Here is a 22255-nt window from a genome sequence, read left to right as displayed (position 1 = left end):
CCGGCCCCGACGTTCTTGTCCCGATGACGTCATGCGTGGCTCTGTTGCTTGCCACAAATGATCGCCTTGAGAGCGGCGCTGCGCTCGCAGGAATCTGCGGAATGCTTTACGGTATCGTACTCTTCCTGCGCAATGGAGGCGGGCAGATCACGGCAGCCGGCCTGTTCGGTCTTGGCTTCGCAGTCTTTGTTGCAGGTGCGAGCATGTACTGGGTTTCGGAAGGTGGTGTCCGAGACTTAACCTTCGTTCTAGTGCAAGTGGTGCCATTAGTCGCAATGTGGCTAATGGACTTGCTTTTCTGGAGAAAGCTGGAACCCGTTAGGGCGCAGGTCCGCCTTGATCCGCGAGTTTTCAAAGTAGTCGGCAGCGTCACCATCGCGGTAGTGATTGTTTTGTTGGGGCTAATGCTCTTATCTGGCAACACGGCAATTCGAAGGATAACTGCTGGCGCTGTTGTTCTCCTACTTATACTCCTTTTCCTCCCAGGAGAGGGTCGGAGGTCGTCGACGGTCACGCTGGTCTTGGCGGCGGGCGTTTCAGTGATGTTCTTTGAGGTCTTCTTCAATGGATTCGGCCGTCTCGTCTTGGTCGCCATAGTGCTTTCAGTTCTCGTCGCATTATCCGGGCAGATTAGGAGCCCAGGCTTAAAACCATTGCTGATTGTCGCTACTGTTCCGGCAATCTATGCCCTCGCCTCGATCCGTGAGGGAGTTGAAACCGCAAGCGGGGAAGAACTCGATGGGCTTGGTTCAGTGGTTAACCCGTTTTACACTATGGTCGAACTAGCCAATTTCCTGTCGAGTTTCCGAGTAGCCGAAATCGAATTGAACTCCTTTGCTGCTGTCTTTTTGTTTTGGGTTCCGCGGTCGATGTGGGAGGAAAAGCCCGTTGGATTCGGGCGAGAACTCGTACTATTGTTGAGGCCGGAACTTTCACACACGAATCACTCCATGGCGGCTCTCTTCACCGGTGAATGGGTCTACGCATTTGGCCTTATCGGACTTATTCTCATGGTGATTACTCTTGGATGGGGAGTCGCCGCAATCGACCGTCTGATCCATTGGTCAGTCAGCCGATCCGTCCTCGGTTTCCGAGCGTTCTTCGTCCTAGTCTCAGCCTCCTTTGTCGCGGGTCAGGTGCCAACCTTGGTGTGGTCGGGCCTGTTCTCTCCAACTTCTCGATCGCTGCAGGGATTTGTGGCTATCGCAATCATCTCAATCAGCAGTTGGCTAATTGCTTCAGCTTTTAGCGCTCGTGGAACCGCCGCTGATAGCCTCGGGAAAGCAAAGCCAAGCGTAACGAACGGGTTGCGGTACTAATGAAAGGTGAAACTAGATTGTCGGCACAGCTGCGTTTTACATTATCTCGCAAGATAATGGATTCCCGATTTTCGACGGCTTATATGCGTAGTCGTACCGCCTACGACCACACTCGGTACACGCCGCGGTGCGACGTCGTCGTCGACGGATTCCCTAGGAGTGCTAACACTTATGTGTGGTACGCCCTTAAGGCAAGTGTAGAGCCGAAGTACGTGGTACGCGGCCACACGCACGCCGCCAGTACTTTAAAGGCAGCAGTAGCCGCTGAAAAGCCAGTCATGCTCTTGGTACGTGAACCTGACGGCGCTGTCTCCTCATTGTATCAATTGCTCAATGGGGTGAGCCTCGAGAGTTGCTTGAACTCCTACGCACGCTTTTACACACAGTGTTACTCACTAAAGCGTCGGCTATATATCGCGGAGTTTAATGACGTAATCAACGATTTTGGAGCGGTATCGCAAGATTTCTATGATCGATTTGGACTCGATTGGCCCGCCTACCACAAGAACGAGGCCAACGAGTTCTTGGTCAACGATGCCATCGAGTACGCCAATCGCCGGCGCAATCTAGGAGAGGTCCGGGAAGCTGGGATTGCGCGCCCCTCCGCACATCGGAAGTCTGCCGAAGAAGTCATGGTGGATCTGAGCAAGAGGGAGCACTCTGCTAGAGAAAGGGCACGCCGCGCCTACCATCGACTAGTCGGCTGACCGGCTAATGGCGGTAGCAGAACATTCCGGCGCCATAGAGGTTGCTAGTGCTTAGGCGGTCAGTCTGGGGTTTGCTCGATCAATCGGTCAGCAGCTTATCGAGTCTGTTGCTCGCGATCATGGTGGCGCGCGAATCCACACCCGAAGCCGTAGGAGCCTGGGCAGTTGGTTACGCATTCTATACCTTTGTACTTGCTATCTCGAGATCGTCGATCAGTACGACCGCCATAATCTCGCAGGGAGGCCATACCGCAGAATTATCCATCCGCGGCAGTGAACAAGATAAGGATGCGGTATCAACGGCGGTCTTCGCAGCGAGCGGCATCGCAATGGTGATCGCGGTGTTCGGGCTAGTCATACAGGGAGATCTCGGCTTCTATATCGTGCTATTTGCAGTCGCTCTGCCGATGCTGATATGGCAAGACGCATTGCGGTTCGTGACAATACGGCAAGGAAAACTAGCACGAACCTCGGTGATAGACCTGACATGGTTAGTCTGCCAGGTAGCGATAGGCGCACTACTGGTCGAAATCTTTGACGACGGCCGGATGGTCACGATTGGATGGATGGTCGCAGCCGCCATTTCTCTAGCTGTGGCTACAATGTTTGTCTCTCCGCGAGTCAGTCTCGCTCGTGCGGCTAATTTCTATAGAAGACACAGATCCACTATTGGCGGACTGTTTACCGAATCTGCTCTCGGCGCGGGTGTGGCAAACCTTCAGCCTGCAATTCTCGGGGTCTTCATCGGTCTCGCCTCCACGGGCTACTTCAGAGGAGCTCTCTCGCTTCTAGGAATTGCGGGCGCGGTGGTCATGGGTTTGACACCCATTGTTACGGTGGAGGCCGTACGACGACTGCGAAACTCGGAGCGACTGACACCGCTACTGTACTGGTGGATCGCGGGGATCGCTTTGCTGGGCGGTGGCCTCACTGCCGTCGTTAGCGTGATCCCTGATTCGATCGGTGTCAAGCTGCTGGGAGAGACTTGGTATGGCGCCGCTTCAATCTTCCCCATCCTCGCCGCCCAGATTGTTTTCCGAGGCCCGAATACGGGTATACCTATCATTCTCCGTGCAGCACACAAAATGAGGGCGGTGGTTACAGTTAGGGTAATTCACAGCGTGACAACTTTAACTATCACGACAGGCGGAGCGATACTCTTTGGTTTGCACGGAGCGGCCTGGGGGTGGCTGTTGTCGTCCATGCTTCTCTGTTTTTACTCGGTCGTGGTCTACATTAAATTTCTGAGAGAGCGAAAGGGAGTAGGGAATTGATTGACCGTGACCGCAATGCAGAGGTAGATGTCTGGTATATAGGCGGGTGGAAGCGAAGTGGTACGACTTTGCTCTGCGAGATGCTGGGCGCGTTTGAGAACGTTCTCGCTGTCGGTGAGCTGTCGGGAATCTGGATCGCTCTTGAGAGGGACCGAGCGTGCTCTTGTGGTGCCACAGCTCGGTCCTGCCCTCTCTGGCAGGGCGTTTCGGCGTTGCTGTTTGAGCAGTATCCCGATCTGGATTTCACAGAAATGGCGGAGATGGGCAAGCGTGTGTTGCGCACCCGGAGAACGATTGAGTTACTCAAGGGCGCTTCCCGAAAGAATCGGCCTGTCGACCCGGAGATTCTGCGCTTCGCTGACACTATGCAGTATTTGTACGTGTGCATTGCCCAGGTGTCTGGGGCATCCGTACTGGTCGATTCATCCAAGCTGCCACCGCTAGCTGTACTTACTCACGGTATGCCGAGGGTCCACCTGGAATTGTTCCACATCGTTCGCGATGCTCGTGCTGTGGCCAATTCGGAACGAAGGTCACTCACTAAGACTGGCGATGAGCCATTCTGGTTACCCCCAGGCAATCGCTTGATTGCAAGTGTGCTCTATTGGGCGGCATCTAACTTGGCGGTTTGGCTGACTGGTCGTGTCCTGGGTACCTATCACCGAGTTTGGTATGAGGATCTGTCGTCGGATCCGATATCAGTCGTATCAGAACTCTCACGCTCAACCGGTGTTCCGCGCGGCTCTGCGATGATGGCGTCAGGGCACATTGTCACTGGCAACCCCGCGCGTATGGGCGGTGCTGATCGAGATATAAGACGGGATGACAGGTGGAAACGCGAGCTTTCTTTACCTGATCGGTGGCTCGTGCTCTTGATCGCCTGGCCGGTGCTCTTGCTCTTACGGTAGCGATTAATAGCCAAACCCCGGGTGCAGGGAGCTGGCTGGAAAGATCGGTCAGATCTGAAACTATCAGAGATCTAAGTCCGGTTGACGTCTTTCTTCCAGTAGTCCCGTGTCCGTTAGGGAGCAATATGCAATACTGATGGCATGAAACTAGAGATCGTGACTGCCGAAGCCAACGAGGCCGTTCTGGCACGTATAGTCGATTTGCACAATGAAGTGTGGCCGAGGGAGAGCGTCGGCCGCGAACAGAAAGCAAAGTGGGCGTTTGGTGGCAATCCTTTGGGCCGCGCTCCTCTGGTGGTTGCGGTAGGTGAGAATGGAGAATTTCTCGGTGTTCGCGGTGGTATGTTTTGGAGTGTCGACCTAGGTAGCGGAGAAGTTATCCGTGCAATTCAGCTGCATGGTACGGCGGTGCACCCCTCAGTTCGCAGGCAAGGCCTGTTTAGTCGTATGACTGTGAAGTTCCTAGAGGAAGTCGACCGCGAGAATGTTCCGGTTGTTTTCAACGTGTCAGTCGCTGCGTCGCGGGCCGGGTACGAAAAGCTAGGATGGAACTATTCAACTACTCTGCGTAGTATGGTGTTACCGGTTCGGCTTGGGCGGGCAATACGGCAGATGATTGGCGGCCGGATCCAGCCGCGAACGCCTGGTGAGTCTAGACTTACGCGGCGACCGGATTTTGAAGACGTTCGGGGCCTTCTTCTGAAGAGGGCGTCGAAGTGTGTTGGGTCGATGCACACCGTCTATACACACGAGTTCTTTGAATGGCGTTTCGCATCGGACATCTATCAGTGGTTCGGAAACCCAACCGACGGCTATGTCGTATACCGACTGCGCCAAAGGGGCAATCTACTCGAATTGCTAATTGGCGATGTGTGGCCTGGATCCGCATCAGTCAAGAGTCTAGTCCGGAGTGTTATAATGCGTGAGAAGCCGGATTTGGTTGTAAGCTGGACCAGTACTGTCCACCCAAATTACCGACCACTGAGGCGTATGGGTTTCATTGTGCAGCCTAGACGTTCGCTGAATCTTGGACTGCGATTTCCGGTGGCAGGGACCGGATTGATTAATTGCGGCTTGATGGCCGCTGATATTGATACGTTCTGATCGAAGTATTCGGGTTAGTGCGTATTCTAGAATGCCGGCTAGCCGAAAAGGGGGAATGCTTAATCAATGTGTTGTGTAGCCCGCTTCTGGTAGCTAAGTACCGAGCTAAAGGGGTCTTCCAGCCCGCTCCCTCGCTGCGGCTCGCAGCTGACTCAGCTAGCCAATCCTCAAGCTAGAAGCCTGGGTAAGTGTTCGATTTTTTCGAAGCGGCCGCGGCAGCCTTTCCAAGAAAGTACTTGTTCACCTCGAGCGGCCAAGAGGTTCTTATGTGGTCTCGTCGGATGCAGAGCTCGTCGCTTGAGCCGCTATGCACTACCGAATGGGCACCACGTTCGGCTGAAGCACAACTTGTATGTCCTGCCAAGAAGACCTCGTCGATGAGACTCTGCTCGAAGTGGAAGAATCGGCCGTTAGGCCAAGCGAAGTGCTCGCAGCTGCCGAGTTTCGCGCGAAGTGCCGCGGCCGCAGAGTGGATCTCTTCAACGGCCTGGTTCCGCGAGATCCGAGATAACGTCACGTGGTTCATTGTGTGATTGCCGACTTCGTGCCCGCGAGATCGAAGTGACTCGAGATCCTCCCACGTCATGACGGGCTCGTCGCAGCCGTCGTCGAACTTGAAGAACTCTCGAGCCTGGACAACGGACGGTATGCCGACTGCATTAGTCGGGACGAAGAACATCCCGGTTGTCCCGAACTCTTCAAGAATTCTTGCAGCTAGGAGGTTGCTTTTAAAGCCGTCATCGAAACTAAATGAGGCATATGGTTTATCGATTGGCCCTTCGAGTACTTTTGTCACTGCTTCCGAGTAAGAGATTAAATGGTGTGTTTTGCTGATAGCTTGTAGAAGGTCTCTGAACTTTCCAGCCTCGCCGAGTGGCGTGGCGTGTAGGTATGGAAAATGTATTACAGGGAGGGTTAAGGCCTTGTCTGTGTAGCCTCTCATTGAGTTGGCGCGAGCTAGAGCGCTCACGGCGGCGTCACGAGCTAGTTTACGTGTGCGGGATCTGACGGGTGAGAGCATGAGATTCCCTTCTTTGTCTAATGGCTTGCGGCTAGGAGCTAGGAGTGGCAAGCGTTTAGCTTTCCCAGCCATTCTACTATTTGGTTTCCCCACCTCACTCGCTCGCTTTCTCTGTACTCATACGAGTTCAGCGAAGCATGTGCGGCAGTCAGCGGAGTATTGCCGGCCTCCCACAGTCGGCGGGCAAGATCGCCATCAGAAGTTGGCGTGAAGTATGCGCCATTGGGGGCGGGGTGATCGAAACCGAACACTTCACGGTGTCCAGGTATGTCGGATAAAATTACGTTTGGGTTGGCAAAGGTAGCCTCAAGTGCGGTGAGTGGCGAGGCTTCTACGAGTGATGGCAGGATTACGGCGTGCGCGTCACGCATAGCCGCTAGGGCTTCAATCCGGCTGATCGTCGACCCTACTATCGATACGTCCGATAAGCCTCCAAGCGTCGATTGAATTCGGCGCGCTACCTTCTGGTTCGATTCTGCGCCAGCCCAGTAGAGTCCAACCGTTCCTCCCCCATCTCGATATAGCTTGTATGCGCGAGCAAGTCGGTCCATGTTCTTGTATGAGAACGTGGACCCAACGCAGACAAACTTGTCGAGGGCTGAGGCTATGCTCGTATTCTTTACTTCCGCCAGCGCTTCTTCAAATCCAGAATCGAGTACGTTATGAATAATCGGGGAGCTGGGTTTCCCCGCTGGACCGGTAGGGATTGTTGTCGATATTCTGACAATGCCGTGAGCGCGCTTCATTGCTAGTGTGGAAGCGATTCGAAGGCCCAGCGCTATTCTTGCCTCTTCCGGGGTTTCGCACTTGAGGTTCCATGGCCATGCGTTCTGGGGGATTAAGACGTAGTCCCCGCTGCGTAAGTGCGTGAGGCCAGGATAGTTTCGCGGTACTAGCGTTGTGCTGGATCGATCGCCCGAGAGGATCGGGTGACGAGATTCGGCGTGCCGCGCATTATTGAGGAATGCTTGGCCCCCGCCTGACCAGTTCCCAGAATAGTCAAATCTATACTTGGAGATGTTTTTCGTCATGTTATCTCTCGTCCACTTCGTGCAACGTTTGTCCTCGGAGTTTGATCGACCTCGATTTTCGTCGTTGAGAGTGTCGATGCTCGGTGGGTCTGTGGATGATAGTTGAACAGCGTGTCGGGCGAGACGAGGGTGAATTCGCCGATCTTCAGGAACCGGTTGTTCAACTTCTCTGATGGTGAACTTTGTTCGGCGTTGTTTGATCTCTTCTTAGGATCTTGGCCAACCCGTCTTCTTTATTGTGTTTTACTTGGTTTTCTGCTTCGCCTTTGAAGTTAACGACTCACTGGCGCACCCCCTCCCATTGGTGGTGCCGGTGGGCTGTCGAGAGAATGAACTTGACCGTCCGCTCCGAGGTGTTGTCGATGAGGTAGTCATCCGGTGTGAGTGGCCCGACGCCGTCTCGGGTGAAACCGGAATCCATTGCGAGCTGCACGGCAGCAACCACGTCGTCTGCTCTGAGTCCGGTCATCATGATGCCGCCGGTGTCCAGCGCTTCGGGGCGCTCAATGGATTCGCGGAGCGTGACCGCAGGGAAGCCGAGGATTGATGACTCCTCCGCGATGGTGCCGGAGTCCGACAGGCAGCATGCGGCTGACAACTGAAGCTTGTTGTAGTCGTGGAATCCCAGTGGCTCGGAAAACGTGATGCCCTCGGGCTCGGACCAGTCCGGAAGCGCCTCGAGCCGTTTTCGGGTTCGCGGATGTGTGGACACGAAGACCTGCTTACCGAAGTGCCTGTGGACTGCGGTGAGGCACTCGAGGAGCATTCGTAGTCGGTCAGGTGAGTCTACGTTCTCCTCGCGGTGTGCGGAGACGAGGAAGTACTCGCCCTCCGTCAGATCCTTCTGGGCGAGGACGCTGGACGCGTCGATCTGATCACGGTAGGCGTTGAGGACCTCGCGCATGGGCGAGCCGGTCTTGAGGAGGCGGCGTGGGTGCAGGCCCTCCGCGAGAAGGTTCCGTCGGGCGTGCTCGGTGTAGACGAGGTTGAAGTCAGAAACGTGATCGACCATTCGTCGGTTCGTCTCCTCCGGAACATTGAGATCAAAACAACGGTTCCCGGCTTCCATGTGATAGGTCGGAATCCGCAGTCGACGCGCCATGAGCGCGGCGATGCACGAGTTGGTGTCACCTAGAACGAGAACGGCCTCCGGTAACTCTTCTCGCATGACCCTTTCGGCAGCGATCAGCGTTCCCCCGAGCACTGCACCGAGGCTCGACGTATCCACCCCGAGCATGTGGTCGGGCTGGCGTATCCCGAGGTCGTCGAAGAAGACCTGGTTGAGCGTGTAGTCGTAGTTCTGCCCGGTGTGCACCAACACGTGCTCGATACCCGGCGTGGCGTCCAGTCGGTGGATCACCCGTGCCAGCCGGATGAGTTCCGGCCGTGTTCCGGCGATGGTCATAACCTTCATCGCGCATCCTCCACTGAGGTCAGGAGGACCGGCTCGGGGAACGTATCCGGCGCCTCCGGGCGGAAGAGTTCGTGGCTCCAGAACTGGGTGAGAAGCGTGTCGCTACCGGTGTTGGTGATGTTATGTACCCAGCCGACTGGCATGTCGATCGCCACGGGCCGGTCGCCGGTCACGTCAAAGTCCAGGACCTCGTCGTGGAACATTCTGCGCAGACTGATCCGAGCCTGCCCCTGAATGACCGCAAATCGTTCGATCTTGACCAAGTGATAGTGGTCGCCTCGAGTGATGCCGGGGACGGTGGTGCTGAACGATGACTGGCCCTCGCCACCGCGGCAACGCACCGTCTCGACGAAGGACCCTCGCGAATCGGAGTGGGGAGTCAGCGCGATGGGATAGTGCTCGGGAAAGAGCCCCGCGCGATAGGCATTGAAGAGGTCGATGCGGAAGGCGGAGCTCAAGTCGGGGAACTCGCCCAGCGGGACATACGATTGATGGAACTCCTGGAGGAGGTCCCATACTGCTACCACGCGGGTCTGGGTGCCTACGGGGCGAATCCGAGTTTCGGTGGTGTCGAGACCATCGAGAAGTGACTGCGCGGCAGCCTGTACGTGGAGGAGTTCCACCTGATTGTCGTTGATCTGCGGAGCCTGTCCCGAGATCGTGGAGTGCACGAAGGTGGCGACAAACGAGTTGTAGTGGGGGCGACCGTGCTCACCGAAGAGATTGGGGAGGCAGACGTCCACGAAGTGGCCGCCAGCCGCGGTAGTCGCCGAGGCGATCGTCGACTGCGCCGCGCGCTTTCCGCGTCCGTAGGCGCTGTCGCGATCGACCTGAATAGTGCCCGACATGACCACCCGCAGTGGCTTGCCAGCTGCGGAAATGGCGCTCGCCACGTCAACCGCGAGGCGGCTGTTGCCGCGCTCGACCTCGTCGTCGTTCTCGGCACGGTTCACCCCGGCGACATGAATTACGGCGTCGGCGTCGGCGACCAACTCACCCAACTGGGACCAGTTCTCGCGAGTGACGGGGAGAACGTCGTGATCGGTGAGCGCGGCAAGGCGGAGACGAGTGTGCCACCCCAAAAAGCCACCGGCGCCGGTGAGGACCACCCTCATCGGTTCATCCTCTCCAGAACCTCGCGCATCTCGGGCAGGCCGGCGATCAGTTCGGCTGTCTGGTCAACCGACATCTGCTGGGTGTTGTCGGAGTCGAAACTGTCGGCGTGAGGCGCCTCGGAGTCGCCCTCCTCCACATAGACGGAATACTGCAACGAGCGGGCGTCGAGGGGCACCCGGTAATAATCGCCCTGGTCTGTGGCCTTGGCCATTTCCTCGCGCGCGAGGAGGGTCTCGAACATCTTCTCGCCGTGGCGAATGCCGATGGAGATGATCTCGGGTTCGTCGACGCCCATCACCTTGGCGGTGGCTCGCGCGAGCGTGTGCACGGTGCAGGCCGGAGCCTTCTTGACAAAGAGGTCGCCGGGCTCGGCGTGGAAGAAGGCGTGGTCCACGAGGTCAACGGACTCCTGCAAGCTCATGAGGAAGCGCGTCATCGCGCCCTCGGTGATGGTGAGAGGCTCGCCATCAAGGATCTGTCGGACGAAGAGCGGGATCACTGAACCGCGGGAATACATGACGTTCCCGTACCGAGTGACGGACACCGTCGTGGGCGAGGTGGGGTTGTTCCGTGCGAACGCTTGGGCGGTCTTCTCCATGAGGGCCTTGGACATGCCCATAGCGTTGACGGGATAGACCGCTTTGTCAGTGGACAGGCAGACGACTGACTGCACACCGAGCTTGTGTGCTGCGGCGATCACGTTTCGGCTGCCGTCAATATTGGTCTTGACGGCCTGATCAGGGAAGAACTCGCAGGAGGGCACCTGCTTGAGGGCCGCGGCGTGAAAGACGTAGTCAGCGCCGACGAAGGCGTTCTCCACGCTCTCCCTATCCCGGACGTCGCCGAGGAAGAACTTGAGACGAGACTCGGACAGCCGTGAACGCATGGCGTCCTGCTTGGCCTCGTCCCTGCTGAAGATGTTGACCTGCGCTACCCCGGAGTCCAGGAGGTGCTGGGCCATGGTGGAACCAAATGAGCCGGTCCCCCCGGTGATGGCGACGGTTGCACCAGCGAGCGAGGGTGTCATCAATCGGGCTCCTACGGTAAAGGGACAGACTCAGTCTTAAGGTTCGTGCGGTGGCCAGCTTAGGTGTGAACATTGCGAACCAGCGCAGTACTCGACAACCGTAAACAGACCTACACTGAGCGGGCCCACAACGCCCCGTCGAAAGGCTCCACATGGCTCGCATCCTCATGTCCAAGGCGACTGTTGGTCCCGAGGAGGAGGAAGCCCTGATTCGCGCGGTGCGCTCCGGATGGGTCACGCCGCTGGGGCCTGAGGTGGACGCGTTCGAAGCAGAGATCTGTGATCGCACAGGGCGGCAGCACGCGTTGGCTCTCAGCTCTGGAACCGCCGCGCTCCATCTCGCACTGCTGGAGCTGGGGGCCAGGCCCGGCACGTGTGTCGTGGTGTCCTCCATGACCTTCGCTGCCACGGCGAACGCTGTGGCCTACACCGGTGCCGATGCCGTGTTCGTGGACTCGAGAGAGTCCGACGGAAACGTCGATCCGCACCTCATGTTCGACGCGATCCGCACTCTGCAGGGGGAGGGGCGTGAGGTCGTCGCGGCGATTCCGGTTGATCTCTTCGGCCGCTGCGTCGAGTACGACGTCCTGGAGATCGGACTCGCCGAACTCGGGGTTCCCATGCTCGCCGACGCCGCCGAATCTCTCGGTGCGACGTTCAAGGGAAGGGCGGCCGGCGCGTACGGGCGGGCCGCCGCCTTCTCCTTCAACGGCAACAAGATCATGACCACATCCGGGGGTGGAATGCTGGTCTCTGACGATGCGGAGATGATCAACCGTGCCCGCTACCTGTCCACTCAGGCCCGGCAGCCGGCTCCGTGGTACGAGCACACTGAGATCGGCTACAACTACCGGATGTCCAACATCCTCGCGGCACTCGGGCGAGCGCAGCTGGTAAAGCTGGACAGATTCGTGTCCCGGCGACGTGAGATTCGCGCGATGTACGTAGAGGCCTTCGGCGACATCGAGGGACTCAGGTTCCTCGGATCCGCAGAGGTCGTGGACGGTACTGCCGACAACTGCTGGCTCACGGCGATCGACCTGGGAAACGCTGTCGGTGTGACCGCCGACGAGATGGTCGCTCACCTGGACGCACAGGACATCGAGGGGCGTCATCTCTGGAAGCCGATGCACCTCCAGCCTGTGTGGGGTAGCGCTCGCGCCTTCACCACCGGTGCGTCCGAAGGACTCTTCCGGCGGGGAGTCACGTTGCCGAGCGGATACGGACTGACCGACGGCGAGATAGAGCAGGTGATCGAGTCGTTCCGTGACAGGTTGGTTGGGGCCTAGAGCTGGACCCCTGCGCGCTGGTCGCCGGTAGTCCGGAACCCGAAGCCGGATAGAACTCGACGCGTAGTGAAAGAAATCTTGATAATTCAACAGGCCCCAAAGTAACCTTTTCTTCACGTACATCTTTGGGGGTTGTCATGTTTCGACCTGTGCGAGTCAGGCGCGGGAGGCTCGTCGCGCCCACCCCGCCGCCGACGGCCGAGGCCGATCACAGCGCCTTCCGCGAAGCCTGGGCCGACTATGTCGCGTGGTCAGACCTGGATGAGGACCGGCTCCCGGGGGCGTCACCGCGGGGCGATGAGGAAGCTGAGAGGTAGCGGCCTCGGCGGCCAGTGGTGGGGACAGTGACCGTGGTGGCCCCTCTGGCGCGAAGGGCCTGGCGCCCCAATCGTGGCAGTCGCGCAACGGCGATGACCGTGTTTCCAGGATGCGCCGAGACCTGCGACCGAAGCGCAACCACTGGCCACAACGGCACGACTCACAAGAACTGCGTCCACGCCGAACTGAAAAACGCGCTGGCCTGATACTTCTTCGGTACATGATCAGTGGGTGTTCCACCCAGCAATACGTGATGAAGGGCCGCCAATGAGTGCACCTAATTGCCGAGTCGTCGCGCGGGCCTCCCAGTGGAGAGTCGTCGGCGTCGTGCTGTCGGCGGTTGTCCTTGTCGCCGGGTGCGGGGGTGAGGTGACGAACACCGAACCGACCGGTGCTGACACGACGAACCCGAGTTCGTCGGCGCGGACCACCACTAGCCAGACCGCCACCTCGACCGTCCACAGGGCACCCGAGACGACCACCGCAGCGACCGCAGCGGCCGGAGCGCCTGCCGCCACTCCTGCAGTCGGCGGGCCTACCCTCATCGAGTGCATCTACGGCGGAGGCGCGTGGACGGAGAATGGCTTCTTCACCGACGGTTCGTACGGGTACCACCCGCAGTGCGCAGCCCTGCGCAATGAACAGATGGCCGCGAATCCGTACCGGTGCCCGCAGACAGATCATTACGTTCCCGACCTGTCGCACTGTGCCAATCCGAATGGCATCTCCGTTTCGACCGAGGTCCAGAACGGCCCCTCGGTAGACAGCCCCGAGGAGACGCGGGAGCCACTTGAATCCCCTGTCGAACCAGAGGCGGTCGAGGCGCCGTAAAACGACTCGCGAGAAACCGGGGATGCTTCCGAGATGTGCCAGGAGACGCTGACGCGGAGACTGGGAATTCGGCTTTGCTGGCTCTACATCAGGGGAGACAACCTTGTCGCCGCAGTCGTTCCTCGCGGGGTTCCTCCTGCCCCGCGTGGCGAACTGCGACCACTGAGTCGCGCGATCAGTCCTCGTCCGCGGCGAGCTCCGGGTCGACGTCGTCGTCGGTCGGCACCACCACCATCTGTTCGGCAACATCGGCCGGATTGGCCTCGCGGGTGGGATCGTCGACGCTCACCTCGGGCGTGTACTCCTCGGCTGCGGTGACGGGATCCGGCTCCGGGGTGTACTCATCCGGATCGGGGCGGTCCTCGGCAAACATCTCAGACTCCTCCTCGTTCCACCGACTCATCACTCTGAGGCAAGTGGGTCGCTCGCGGCCTTGTCGTGCCTCCACCCTAGGCATCTTGCGGCGAACGGTGCCACTGGCCGGCGAGGCGTACCTTGGGCCGCATCCGCACCCCCAACCCAGGAGGCACTTCCCATGGCAGATCCGCTGTACACCGTCGAAGCCCTGTCCACCGGCGGAGGCCGCGACGGCCACGTCGCCACCGCCGACAAGGCCGTGGACCTGGAGATGGCCCCGCCCACCGAGCTCGGCGGCTCGGGGGATGGCAACAACCCCGAGCAGCTGTTCGCGGCCGGGTACGCCGCCTGCTTCCATTCCGCACTGCAGAGCGCTGCGCGGATGAAGAAGGTCGCGATCGACGGCTCGTCGGTCGGCGCCCGGGTCTCGCTGGTGCGGTCGGGCGAGGAGAGCATCGACCTGGCGGTGGACCTCGAAGTGGTGATCCCCGGCCTGGAGTCTGAGAAGGCCGACGAGCTGGCCCAGCTCGCCCACGAGCTGTGCCCCTACTCCCGCGCCACCAAGGGCAACATCGAGGTCAGCGTCTCGGTCTCCGACGACTGACGCCTTGCCCGCATGGCCTGCACTCCCGTTAGTGCATGCGATCGGGGTGGCGGCCACCTCGTCGTCGTCGTCGTTCTTCCTCCTTGGTCGGTGGCCGGTCAGGTCCGGGTGGGCTGCTCACGGTCGCGGTCCGACTCCCGGGCCGACCGCTCCCGCCGGCGCCAGAGGGGCTCGAGGGCGGCGTCCTCCTCTGCGGTGGCGACCCGGAACGGGGGCTCGGCCGGCGTGGGCAGGCCCTGCGCGCCCTGGCCTCTCGTGGCGCGCAGACTGGCGACCACCGAAACGGCGAGGATGGTCGCGATCACCGCGAGCGAGAGGGCGGTGGGGATGTAGACCACGTCGATCTTGAGCATCATCTTGACGCCCACCCAGATCAGGATCAGCGCCAGCCCGATCTTGAGATAGACGAAGCGGTGGACCAGGTCGGCCAGCAGGAAGTACATCGCCCGCAGCCCCAGGATGGCGAAGGCGTTGGCGGTGAAGACCAGGAACACCTCGTCGGTGACGGCGAAGATGGCGGGGATGGAGTCGACGGCAAAGACGATGTCGGTGGTCTCGATGAGCACCAACACGGCCAGCAGGGGAGTGGCCATGATCAGCCCGCCCTTGCGGACCAGCAGGCGCTGGCCGTGGAAGGCGTCGGTCATGGGGATCAGGCGGCGGAACGCCGCGAGCACGCGGGACTGGTCGGGATTGAGGTGCTCGTCGCGCTGGCGGATCATCCGGACGCCCGTGTACAGGAGGAACGCGGCGAAGAGGTAGAGCACCCACGAGAAGTTGGCGATCAGCACGGCGCCGCCGGCGATGAAGATTCCGCGGAAGACCAGCGCCCCGAGCACGCCCAGGAACAGCACGCGGTGCTGGAACTGGGCCGGGACGGCGAAGTGGGCAAAGATGATGGCCCACACGAAGACGTTGTCCACCGCGAGGGACTTCTCGATGAGGTAGCCGGCGAAGTACTGCTGGCCGAACTCCGCGCCCCAGACGGCCCAGATGATCGCGCCGAAGCCCACTCCGAGCGCGATCCAGACGGCCGACCAGGTGGCGGCTTCGCGGACGCCGATGACGTGAGCCTTGCGGTGGGCGACGAGGTCGATCGCCAGCATCAGGACGATGAAGGCCAAGACGGCGAGCCAGAGCCAGAGGGGTGTGTTCATTTGTGGGACCTTTCGATCAGTGGGTGATCGAAGGTCTCTCCCGGCTCCTATCGAGCCCGCTCCGCCGGGTCCGAGGACCGTAGTGACGACGAAGTGTGTGAGGGATACTCCCCTTCTGGTGGCGCAAGGTTAGCGCAGGAATCGGGCGGGCTCAAGGCGCGGTCTGACGCTCGTCCAAGAATGCGCCCATTGTGGGCATTACCTCGGTGAAGTTCCTAAAGAGAGTTTAAGGTGAGGTCGGCCGTCGACGCGCTGCCACGTGCACCCCGCGTCCCACGGCCGACCACGTACGCCACCGAGCGGGCCCGCCGCCCCCTCGCCTGCAGACAGGATCCAGATGACCTCACGCACTACCCGCTCGATCGCCACCGGCGCCGCCGCACTGCTCATCGCCTCCGGGCTGTCGGTGGGCACCAACGCCGCGGTCGCCAGCGCAGCGCCCTCCTCGTGCGCCACCGCACAGACCGTGACGTTCAACGACCCCTCGACCCTGTGGACCGACTACCACCTCAACAAAGAGGTCGTGGGCGACGGGACCGCGGCGCCCGGCGGCATGGTGACGTTCCGGACGACGGTCAGCGGTGCAGGGGCGCTGGTATCCGGGATCGAGGACTTCCACCCGGCCGGGTTCGAGTTGGTCCAAGCCCGCTCGAGCGTGTGGTACCTGCTCGGCGGTCAGACGTGGACCACCGTCACCAACGACGTGATCCGCGACTCGGCGACCAACTCGGTCCGCTACTCGGGCGCCGGCTGGACCACCGCCGGCAACGCGCGCGCCACTCTCGAGACGACCTACCGCGTCCCCGCAACCGCCACCCCGGGCGACGTGCTCAACACGGGCGCCGCGATGACCCTGGTGCTGGCGAACGGTCGCAAGGTGGCCAACCCCATCAACACCTGCGTGACCATCCGCGAGCCGAACCCGACCGAGGTCGTGACCGGCAGCCTCAACGGGCTGGGCCTGGGCTCGGTGACCTCCGGGTCGACGGCTCTCGGCAACATCGGCGCCGACCCCGCCACGTTCTCGGCCGACCTGATCAACGGGCTCGACCTGGGGCAGCTGATCGGGGCGGCAGCCGGGAGCTGAGCCCGCGGTCGGGAACCGCTCTCGCGGGGCGGCGGCGGGGTTGTCGTCGTCGCCCTGCTCGGTCTGATACGGGCGTCGTGTGGCCTGTTCGGCGCGCCGGCGGGCGCTGGCCGGCCTCGCCCGATCTACGGCGACTGACCGGCAGTACCAGGGGCCGGCTCGCGATACGGCGAGCCGGCCCCGTTGTGTCGGTGGGGCCGAAGACTCGGGGTGCGTGGGGCGGCAGTGGGAAAGTCGGCCCCGCCCGAGGGCGTGACAGAGTGCCTCGGGCGGGACGGAGACAGATGGACCCGGTCGTCGAGTGGTCGCATCTGTGGGTTTTCGGGATACCCCACCTGGGAGAACGTGAGCGGGTGTGACCGCGCGGCGGGTGGTGACCCGGTGCCGATCACGAGGTGGGTGGCGCGGTCTCCCGGGGCGCCGGTTCGCCCCTCGCAGGCAGCGACACGGGATCGAGCGAGGGCCCATAGGTGGCGTTATGGGCGGGTTCCCCAGCCAGGCGGGGCGGCGGATTACATGTCGAGCAACCCGGGGTGCTGGCTACGACGGCGTGGGGTTGGTGAGCCACCAGACGATCGCCTCTTGCGTCAGCTCGGCGATGCGGCCTTCGCCCGTGGATCCGTCGCCCCACCGGGGGAGATCCACCCAGATGCGCAGCGGTTCCCCGCCGATCACGGGAACGTCGACGAACTCGAGCGTGCGCTGCCCCGGGCCATACGGTGACCTGCCGCCGGTGGAGCACGAGATGACCGGGACGAACCCCGTTGCGCAGGCCACCTCGGCACCGGGTTCGATCGGGGTCAGAACCCGGGTGCCTGAGATCGCCGGGTTCCAGAACGCCGGGTCATCAGGACCGAGAACATCGCTGACGATCTGGGGCATGCCGCGGGGGATCTCGAGCCCTGGCGCGACGTCCCCTGGGTTGGCCGGGGCGGCGGTGGCCGTCGTCGGGCCGAGGGCGGTCGCCGCTGCGGCTACCGCCAGAGCGAGGCCGAGTCGTCGGCGGGTGGGCGATTGCCGATGCACGGTTGGGGAGGTCATGAGTCGAGGTTCCGTGTCTGCACCCGGATCTGATTCTCGGGTGGGACCGAGCCCAGATTGCCACGTGACCCACCGGCCCTTGCTGCGTCGTACTTGACTATCTGACGCTCGTCGATCCTTTGCGTGCGGCCGTCCTTGCGTTTGGAGAACAACGTCCAGCCTGATCGGTCTCTTCGCGCGATGACGCTCCACTTTCTAGCCGGGCCATCGTGGTGATCGATTGTCCGCTCGATCGTCATGAGCTGGGACGAGACGCCCCACGGGGTGGAGCCGGGTGCGCAGTAGTGCTCGAAGGTGGGCCACCATGCCCACTCTGCCTCCGGAGGCTCCGCATCCACCCGGCGGTCCGCAGTGTGGCCGGCGCGAGTGGTTCCGACACCAGGGGTTCGTTGCCCTCTCCGTTTGTTCACGAGCCCACTTTCACAGACTGGTTCGCCGCGTGAACATTCACGGGTTAATCTGAGCTTCTTCTCACCAAAGCCGCTTCTGATCCTCGATAGGTCACGCGGACTCTGTCGGACCCGTCCGGCATTGTCCGTAGCCGTGGCTACGACATCCACCTGACCCGGGAGCTGAACATGGGGCACGAGATCGAGCTGGTCAACGACGGTGACGGCGTCGCGGTTATCGGCGACCGAAGGGCTGTGGAGCAGTTCCTCGACATGCAGGGGATCGAATCGCGCGAGCTCGACCTGCGGCGGCTCGGGCGGGTTCTCAGCTCGGCAGCTGGGGTCGCGCAGGCGGGATCAGAGGTCGCGGAGAACTCGGGACGGTGGGTGAAACTGACCGAGGCGTCGGCTGCTGCGATGAAACAATCGAAGCGCATGAAGGGCTCTGAGAAGGGTGTTAGCCGCGCAGTTCTCACCGAGAACAACGGGAGGATCAAGGGCATCCTTGAGATTGTCGACGGTCCCGGCCAGATGTTGGCCAACCCCGCAGTTCTTGCTGGCGCCGCAGGAATCATGGCGCAGTTGGCCATGCAGCAGACCATGGACGAAATCACGGATTATCTGGCGGTCATCGACGCCAAGGTCGACGACATCCTCCGCTCCCAGAAGGACGCGGTACTCGCCGATATGATCGGGGTCGAGCTCGTCATCGAGGAGGCGCTAGTCGTTCGTGAGCACGTCGGCCGCGTTTCCGAGGTGACATGGTCGAAGGTGCAGGCTACGGCGCACACGGTCGCGCGAACGCAGGGATACGCCCTGCGACAGCTCGATGGCATCGCGGAAAAGCTTGAGAAGCAGACCAGAATCGGGGACATCGCGGATACGTCTCGGACCGCCCAGCGCACGGTGCAGGAGTGGCTGGCCGTACTGGCTCGGTGTTTTCAATTGCAGGACGGACTCGCAGTGCTTGAGTTGGATCGGGTTCTCGATGCGTCACCGGAGGAGCTCGACCGGCATCGGGAAGCCGTGCAGGTCGCTCGACGAAACCGACTGGAGCTGATCGGTCGGAGTACCGAGGAGCTGCTCGCTCGGATGGATGCCGCCGCCGGGACGGCCAACGCCAAGGTGCTCATTCATCCGCGTTCAGCGCAGACCGTCGTGCATGCGAGAAACGATGTCGTCAGCACTGTGGTGGGCTTCGAGGAGCTCCTGGGGTTCGAGGGGGAGCAGAGCGCGATCGAAAGGCGGCGATGGCTCGACGCCGCGGTCGACGCTCGAGACAAGGTGGTCGAGACGGGTGCGGAGAGCATCGTGACAGCGGTGCGGGCCGGCGGCGAGGGGCTGAACAGTGCCAAGTCTGCCACCGGCAGGTTCGCCAGCGGGGTCGCTCAGCGGTTGCCTCGGCGCCGAGCTCGCGACAGCGACGATCTCGTTCTAGAACCGTAGGACCTCGGGGCCCGCCCCGTCGCCTCCTGATTCGTAGGGTTTGCCGCCGGGGTAGGTGCTCGTTGTCGTCGTCGTACTCTCTGCCTTTCCCGGCTCGCGGAGCGCGCCCGGGTCTACCGTGGAGACATGGCCAAGGTCGTCTGGGGATTCACGAGTTCGATCGACGGATTCATCGCCGGGCCCGGGCACGACATGAGCTGGATGGAGGCCGCCGAACCGCTCGCCGACGGAACTGTCGAGCGGATGGCGGCCGACGTCGCGGTGATCATCGCCGGCAGGGACGGCTACGACGCCGCCAAGGCGCAGCGCGACGAGCGGGACGAGCTCACGGCCGAGGCCTACGGCGGCGCCTGGTCCGGCACCGAGTTCATCCTCACCCACCGGCCCGACGAGCTGGCCGACGATCCCGGTGTCACCGCCCTCGACTGCCACATCGTCGAGGCCGTCCGGCGCGCACGGGAGATCGCCGGCGACCGCGACGTGCAGATCATCAGCGCCGACATCGCGCGGCAGGCCCTCGAGCACGACCTGATCGACGAGCTCCAGGTGTTCGTGGCGCCCGTGTTCCTGGGCGACGGCATCCGCATCTTCGACGTTCCCGGCGGCCGACGGGTCGACTGGGAGCTCGTGGAGATCTACGGCGACAGCCCGCGCAGCTTCGGCCGTGTGTACCGGCCGAGGGGGCGGGCGCAGCAGTAGGCACGATCAGCGGGCAGGCGGCGGTCGGCAGGTGGCAGAAAGTCTCTCAGCGAAACCCGGGGTGTCGATCGGTACGCTCCAACGGTCGCAGGCCATGTGCTGCACCGCGACCGGGGCGTGACCGCCCGGTTCGGCGACCAGAGACGCTCGGCAGCACCCGAGCGTGGGAGAAACGGACATCGATGTGATCACCCTTGCCGCGGCGCCACCGATCGACCCTTCGGCCGACTACAGCGGCTTCATCGGGTGGGTACTGAACCTCATGGAGACGCTGGGCGAACTCGGCGTGGGACTGGCGGTCCTGCTCGAGACGTTCGTGCCACCGATCCCGTCCGAGGCGGTGCTGCCCGGTGCCGGGTTCCTCGCCTACGAGGGGCGGATGAGCTTGACCCTCGCCTGGGCGGCGGCCACCACGGGCGCCCTGCTCGGAGCGTGGATCTGGTACGCCGTCGGCTCCGCGCTCGGCCGCGACCGCACCAGGCGCCTGGTGGGCAGGATCCCGCTGCTCGACCACGAGGACTTCGACCAGTCGGAGGCATTCTTCCAACGGTGGGGCGGCGTGGCCGTGCTCCTGGGGCGCTGCGTCCCCCTGGTGCGCTCGTTCGTCTCCATACCCGCAGGGATCAGCCGGATGCCCGTCCTGCGATTCACCGCGTACACCTTCATCGGATCCGGGGTGTGGAACGCGATCTGGATAGGCGCCGGGTTCGCCTTTGGCCCGGCGATCAGGCCCGCCCTGGAACGGTGGAGTGGAATGCTGTCCAACGCGGTGCTGGCGATCATCGCGGCCCTGGTGGTCTGGTTTGTGGTCAAGCGAGTGCGGCGGCTCATGAAGCGCCGACGCGCTGTCAGCGTGCAGTGAGCGCGACCGCCCCGCGTCAGCCGCTCGAGCGGATGGCCGCCTTCGCCTGGTGCCGCTCCCGGGACACGGCGCGCGTGGAGACGCTCACTCGTCGAGTGGTCACATCTGACGGCTTCCCCGGGACGCCACCTGGGAGAACGCGATCAGAAGTGACCGCGCGACGGGTAGCGAGCCGTGCAGGCCCGATCGAGCGAGGGCATTGTGGACGTCATGCCAGCCGACTCCAGCCCTCCCGCAGCCAGCCCCACCGCAGCCGTCTCCGCCGCGCCCAGCTCCGCCGCCGACAGCGCGCCTGACGGCACGGTCGCGCTGCGCGTGTTCGTCGAACCCCAGCAGGGCGCCACCTACGCCGACCAGCTCGCGGTCGCCCGCGCGGCCGAGGACCTGGGGTATGAGGCGTTCTTCCGCTCGGACCACTACCTCAAGATGGGCGACGTCAGCGGCCTGCCCGGCCCCACCGACGCCTGGCTCACCCTGGCGGGCCTGGCCCGGGAGACCAGCTCCATCCGGCTCGGCACCCTGCTCACCTCGGTGACCTTCCGCCACCTGGGCCCGCTGGCGATCTCGCTCGCGCAGGTCGACCAGATGTCCGGGGGACGCCTGGACGTCGGCCTGGGGGCCGGGTGGTACGACGACGAACACACCGCCTACGGCATCCCCTTCCCGCCCCTCGGCGAGCGTTTCGACATGCTCGAGGACACCCTCGGCGCGCTGGAGACCCTGTGGTCGACTCCCGAGGGGGAGACGGTCACGATCCGCGGCAAGCGGATCGACCTGGTCGACTCTCCCGGCCTGCCCAAGCCGCTACAGCAGAGGCCGCCGGTCATCGTCGGTGGGTTCGGCAAACGCCGCACCCCCGCGCTCGCCGCCAGGTTTGCCGACGAGTTCAACGTGCCGTTCGCCGACGTCGACACCGCGGCCACCCAATACCGCCGCGTCGACGAGGCGTGCGCGGAGCGTGGCCGGGCGCCGGGGGAGATCGTGCGCTCGGCCGCCCTGGTCTTGTGCTGCGGCCGGGACGAGGCGGAGCTCGCCCGCCGCGCCGACGCCATCGGCCGGGAGGTCGACGAGCTGCGGGCCAACGGCGCGGCCGGCACCCCGGACCAGGTGGTCGACACCATCGGCCGCTACTCGGCGATCGGGGCGCGGCGCATCTACCTGCAGATGCTCGACATGTCCGACCTCGATCACCTGGAGCTGGTGGCCTCGGAGGTGGCGCGGCAGCTGTAGAGACGACGGCGGGCCCGGTCGTGG

At 62.3% G+C, this 22255-nt stretch carries 20 protein-coding genes; 12 read left to right on the top strand and 8 right to left on the bottom strand.

The features are described from left to right. Positions 1 to 35: 35 nt before the first annotated feature. The 4 genes from CT688_RS17375 to CT688_RS18085 all read left to right on the top strand — a co-directional run bounded on the left by CT688_RS17375 (position 36) and on the right by CT688_RS18085 (position 5312). Positions 36 to 1319 (top strand): hypothetical protein, encoded by a 1284-nt coding sequence (locus tag CT688_RS17375; protein ID WP_156607254.1) that lies wholly within the window; start codon positions 36 to 38, stop codon positions 1317 to 1319. Between the two features lie 826 nt (positions 1320 to 2145). After that, complete coding sequence (locus CT688_RS17370) at positions 2146 to 3300, top strand: hypothetical protein (protein WP_156607253.1); 1155 nt, start codon at positions 2146 to 2148, stop codon at positions 3298 to 3300. Then, positions 3297 to 4208 (top strand): sulfotransferase, encoded by a 912-nt coding sequence (locus CT688_RS18090; protein WP_156607251.1) that lies wholly within the window; start codon positions 3297 to 3299, stop codon positions 4206 to 4208. Before CT688_RS17370 ends, CT688_RS18090 begins: the two co-directional genes overlap by 4 nt. 141 nt (positions 4209 to 4349) lie before the next feature. Then, positions 4350 to 5312 carry a GNAT family N-acetyltransferase gene (locus tag CT688_RS18085; protein WP_107757284.1) on the top strand — a complete coding sequence of 321 codons (963 nt, stop codon included), beginning with the start codon at positions 4350 to 4352 and terminating at the stop codon, positions 5310 to 5312. Between the two features lie 172 nt (positions 5313 to 5484). Here CT688_RS18085 and CT688_RS13280 read toward each other — a convergent pair whose 3' ends face one another. The 5 genes from CT688_RS13280 to CT688_RS13260 form a co-directional block, all read right to left on the bottom strand. Then, a complete protein-coding gene (locus CT688_RS13280) occupies positions 5485 to 6333 on the bottom strand; it encodes a polysaccharide deacetylase family protein (RefSeq protein WP_159078011.1) in 849 nt (282 codons plus the stop codon). Positions 6334 to 6371: 38 nt separating this feature from the next. Beyond that, positions 6372 to 7364, bottom strand: coding sequence for a glycosyltransferase (locus CT688_RS13275; RefSeq protein WP_107757282.1), 993 nt, complete (start codon positions 7362 to 7364; stop codon positions 6372 to 6374). A 280-nt stretch (positions 7365 to 7644) separates the two neighbouring features. Next, the gene (wecB, locus tag CT688_RS13270; protein ID WP_107757281.1) at positions 7645 to 8778 is read right to left on the bottom strand and encodes a non-hydrolyzing UDP-N-acetylglucosamine 2-epimerase; all 1134 of its coding nucleotides are present in this window, start codon (positions 8776 to 8778) and stop codon (positions 7645 to 7647) included. Continuing rightward, the gene (locus CT688_RS13265; RefSeq protein WP_107757280.1) at positions 8775 to 9893 is read right to left on the bottom strand and encodes an NAD-dependent epimerase/dehydratase family protein; all 1119 of its coding nucleotides are present in this window, start codon (positions 9891 to 9893) and stop codon (positions 8775 to 8777) included. Before CT688_RS13265 ends, wecB begins: the two co-directional genes overlap by 4 nt. Further along, positions 9890 to 10921: a polysaccharide biosynthesis protein gene (locus tag CT688_RS13260; RefSeq protein ID WP_107757279.1), complete on the bottom strand. Its 1032-nt coding sequence runs from the start codon at positions 10919 to 10921 to the stop codon at positions 9890 to 9892. Before CT688_RS13260 ends, CT688_RS13265 begins: the two co-directional genes overlap by 4 nt. Before the next feature lie 152 nt (positions 10922 to 11073). On the opposite strand from CT688_RS13260, the gene CT688_RS13255 reads away from it, so the two are divergent. Together CT688_RS13255 and CT688_RS13250 are read left to right on the top strand one after the other, a co-directional pair. Then, a complete protein-coding gene (locus CT688_RS13255) occupies positions 11074 to 12210 on the top strand; it encodes a DegT/DnrJ/EryC1/StrS aminotransferase family protein (RefSeq protein ID WP_107757278.1) in 1137 nt (378 codons plus the stop codon). A 687-nt stretch (positions 12211 to 12897) separates the two neighbouring features. Then, positions 12898 to 13359, top strand: coding sequence for a hypothetical protein (locus CT688_RS13250; protein WP_197431424.1), 462 nt, complete (start codon positions 12898 to 12900; stop codon positions 13357 to 13359). Positions 13360 to 13534: 175 nt separating this feature from the next. On the opposite strand, the gene CT688_RS13245 is transcribed toward CT688_RS13250, so the two are convergent. Then, a complete protein-coding gene (locus tag CT688_RS13245; RefSeq protein ID WP_107757277.1) occupies positions 13535 to 13732 on the bottom strand; it encodes a hypothetical protein in 198 nt (65 codons plus the stop codon). A 162-nt stretch (positions 13733 to 13894) separates the two neighbouring features. On the opposite strand from CT688_RS13245, the gene CT688_RS13240 reads away from it, so the two are divergent. Then, the gene (locus CT688_RS13240; RefSeq protein WP_107757276.1) at positions 13895 to 14320 is read left to right on the top strand and encodes an organic hydroperoxide resistance protein; all 426 of its coding nucleotides are present in this window, start codon (positions 13895 to 13897) and stop codon (positions 14318 to 14320) included. A 98-nt stretch (positions 14321 to 14418) separates the two neighbouring features. Here the strand turns inward: CT688_RS13240 and CT688_RS13235 are convergent, their stop codons facing one another. Further along, on the bottom strand, positions 14419 to 15477 hold the full coding sequence (locus tag CT688_RS13235) for a TerC family protein (protein WP_107757275.1): 1059 nt from the start codon (positions 15475 to 15477) through the stop codon (positions 14419 to 14421). A gap of 337 nt (positions 15478 to 15814) precedes the next feature. Between CT688_RS13235 and CT688_RS13230 the strand changes: the two genes are divergently transcribed. Continuing rightward, positions 15815 to 16564: a hypothetical protein gene (locus CT688_RS13230; RefSeq protein WP_107757274.1), complete on the top strand. Its 750-nt coding sequence runs from the start codon at positions 15815 to 15817 to the stop codon at positions 16562 to 16564. 540 nt (positions 16565 to 17104) lie between these two features. Here the strand turns inward: CT688_RS13230 and CT688_RS13225 are convergent. Next, complete coding sequence (locus CT688_RS13225) at positions 17105 to 17605, bottom strand: hypothetical protein (RefSeq protein ID WP_107757273.1); 501 nt, start codon at positions 17603 to 17605, stop codon at positions 17105 to 17107. Positions 17606 to 18183: 578 nt separating this feature from the next. On the opposite strand from CT688_RS13225, the gene CT688_RS13220 reads away from it, so the two are divergent. From CT688_RS13220 to CT688_RS13205, 4 genes are all read left to right on the top strand, one after another. After that, positions 18184 to 19440: a hypothetical protein gene (locus CT688_RS13220; protein ID WP_107757272.1), complete on the top strand. Its 1257-nt coding sequence runs from the start codon at positions 18184 to 18186 to the stop codon at positions 19438 to 19440. 126 nt (positions 19441 to 19566) lie between these two features. Continuing rightward, a complete protein-coding gene (locus CT688_RS13215; protein ID WP_107757271.1) occupies positions 19567 to 20139 on the top strand; it encodes a dihydrofolate reductase family protein in 573 nt (190 codons plus the stop codon). A 163-nt stretch (positions 20140 to 20302) separates the two neighbouring features. After that, positions 20303 to 21001, top strand: coding sequence for a DedA family protein (locus CT688_RS13210; RefSeq protein ID WP_231750339.1), 699 nt, complete (start codon positions 20303 to 20305; stop codon positions 20999 to 21001). 210 nt (positions 21002 to 21211) lie between these two features. Beyond that, positions 21212 to 22231 (top strand): LLM class F420-dependent oxidoreductase, encoded by a 1020-nt coding sequence (locus tag CT688_RS13205; protein WP_231750338.1) that lies wholly within the window; start codon positions 21212 to 21214, stop codon positions 22229 to 22231. Positions 22232 to 22255 lie beyond the last annotated feature (24 nt).

Source organism: Dietzia sp. JS16-p6b, from assembly GCF_003052165.1.
In the GTDB taxonomy this organism is placed as follows: Bacteria; Actinomycetota; Actinomycetes; order Mycobacteriales; family Mycobacteriaceae; genus Dietzia.
This window is presented reverse-complemented; position numbering and strand designations above follow the sequence as displayed.

Coding starts and splice junctions, on each gene's coding strand:
- CT688_RS13215 (WP_107757271.1), top strand. CDS start 19,567: ATGGCCAAGGTCGTCTGGGGATTCACGAGTTCGATCGACGGATTCATC.
- CT688_RS13225 (WP_107757273.1), bottom strand. CDS start 17,605: ATGACCTCCCCAACCGTGCATCGGCAATCGCCCACCCGCCGACGACTC.
- CT688_RS13280 (WP_159078011.1), bottom strand. CDS start 6,333: ATGCTCTCACCCGTCAGATCCCGCACACGTAAACTAGCTCGTGACGCC.
- wecB (WP_107757281.1), bottom strand. CDS start 8,778: ATGAAGGTTATGACCATCGCCGGAACACGGCCGGAACTCATCCGGCTG.
- CT688_RS13240 (WP_107757276.1), top strand. CDS start 13,895: ATGGCAGATCCGCTGTACACCGTCGAAGCCCTGTCCACCGGCGGAGGC.
- CT688_RS13255 (WP_107757278.1), top strand. CDS start 11,074: ATGGCTCGCATCCTCATGTCCAAGGCGACTGTTGGTCCCGAGGAGGAG.
- CT688_RS13205 (WP_231750338.1), top strand. CDS start 21,212: ATGCCAGCCGACTCCAGCCCTCCCGCAGCCAGCCCCACCGCAGCCGTC.
- CT688_RS17370 (WP_156607253.1), top strand. CDS start 2,146: ATGGTGGCGCGCGAATCCACACCCGAAGCCGTAGGAGCCTGGGCAGTT.
- CT688_RS13260 (WP_107757279.1), bottom strand. CDS start 10,921: ATGACACCCTCGCTCGCTGGTGCAACCGTCGCCATCACCGGGGGGACC.
- CT688_RS18085 (WP_107757284.1), top strand. CDS start 4,350: ATGAAACTAGAGATCGTGACTGCCGAAGCCAACGAGGCCGTTCTGGCA.
- CT688_RS13220 (WP_107757272.1), top strand. CDS start 18,184: ATGGGGCACGAGATCGAGCTGGTCAACGACGGTGACGGCGTCGCGGTT.
- CT688_RS13230 (WP_107757274.1), top strand. CDS start 15,815: ATGACCTCACGCACTACCCGCTCGATCGCCACCGGCGCCGCCGCACTG.
- CT688_RS13245 (WP_107757277.1), bottom strand. CDS start 13,732: ATGTTTGCCGAGGACCGCCCCGATCCGGATGAGTACACCCCGGAGCCG.
- CT688_RS13265 (WP_107757280.1), bottom strand. CDS start 9,893: ATGAGGGTGGTCCTCACCGGCGCCGGTGGCTTTTTGGGGTGGCACACT.
- CT688_RS13275 (WP_107757282.1), bottom strand. CDS start 7,364: ATGACGAAAAACATCTCCAAGTATAGATTTGACTATTCTGGGAACTGG.
- CT688_RS13235 (WP_107757275.1), bottom strand. CDS start 15,477: ATGAACACACCCCTCTGGCTCTGGCTCGCCGTCTTGGCCTTCATCGTC.